The organism is Arthrobacter sp. NPDC080073 (assembly GCF_040686575.1).
GTDB lineage: Bacteria > Actinomycetota > Actinomycetes > Actinomycetales > Micrococcaceae > Arthrobacter.
This window is the reverse complement of the sequence record NZ_JBFBKR010000051.1, coordinates 1-1,245: the sequence shown is the minus strand read 5'-3', so window position 1 is coordinate 1,245 and position 1,245 is coordinate 1. Positions and strand designations below refer to the sequence as shown.

The following is a 1,245-nucleotide window of genomic DNA, read 5'->3' as shown; positions in this document are numbered from 1 at the left end:
GGGGCTGCCCCCGGTTTTGTTGACTCCTTGACCTAGCGAGCTTGTGCTCGTGGAAGGATGTTGACCATGCCCACGGCTTATGGGGCGGAGTTCCGCCAGGATGTTATTGATGTGGCCCGCAAGGGCGAGGCGCCGCTCGCGCAGACCGCGAAGGATTTCGGGCTTTCGGTCACGACCTTGAAACGCTGGATCGCCATCGCCGAGCGCAAGGAAACCGGGGCCGGCCCGGCGGCAGCGGAGTCTGCCGAGATGCGGGAACTGAAGAAGCGTAACCGCCTGCTGGAGCAGGAGAACGAGATCCTGCGCCGGGCTGCCGCCTACCTGGCCAGGGACATCAACCCAAAATGATCTACCCGCTGGTTACGGATCTTGCCGCCGACGGTGTTCCCGTGGCGGTGACCTGCAGGGTGTTGGGATTCAGCAAGCAAGGCTATTACCGATGGAGAGCCAGCCCGGTGACGGAACGGGACTGGGCGGATGCGCATCTGGTCAACGCCGCCTTGGACATCCACGTCGACGATCCCGCCTTCGGATACCGTTTCATCGCCGACGAGCTCCCGGAGAAGGGCGTCACGGCGGGCGAGAACAGGGTCCAGCGCTTGTGCCGGGACCACGGCATCTGGTCGGTTTTCTCCAAGAAACGTGGTCTGAATCGGAAGCCGGGACCACCGGTTCACGACGACCTGGTGGAACGTGACTTCACCGCTGCGGCACCGAACGAACTGTGGCTGACAGACATCACCGAACACCCCACCGCCGAGGGGAAGCTCTACCTCTGCGCGGTGAAGGACGTCTACTCCGGCAGGATTGTCGGCTACTCGATGGACTCGCGGATGAAGTCTTCGCTGGCTGTCGCCGCGCTGGAGAATGCAGTCCGGACCCGCCGCCCGGCAGCGACGGTGGTGCACTCGGACCGCGGCTCCCAGTTCCGGTCCCGCCGCTTCGTCGAATCCCTCCGGCACCACGGGCTCACAGGATCAATGGGCAGGGTCGGCGCGTGCGCGGACAACGCCGCGATGGAATCGTTCTTCTCGCTGCTGCAAAAGAACGTCCTGGACCGTCAGCGGTGGCTCACCCGGAAGGAACTCCGACTGGCCATCACGTCCTGGATCGAAAGAACCTACCACCGCCGGCGACGCCAAAGACGGCTGGGAAAACTCACGCCCATCGAATATGAAACAATCAACCGGACCGCGCTCACAGCGGCCTAAGACCCCGAGTCAACAAAAGCCGGGGCAGTCCCAT

At 63.6% G+C, this 1,245-nt stretch carries 1 protein-coding gene; it reads left to right on the top strand.

The features are described from left to right. The first annotated feature begins 66 nt into the window (after positions 1–66). Positions 67–1,211 (top strand): IS3 family transposase gene (locus AB0O52_RS23285; RefSeq protein ID WP_364542974.1). Its coding sequence is split into 2 segments (ribosomal slippage): positions 67–343 and positions 343–1,211, totalling 1,146 coding nucleotides; the frame shifts between segments, so codons are not numbered across the junction. Positions 1,212–1,245 lie beyond the last annotated feature (34 nt).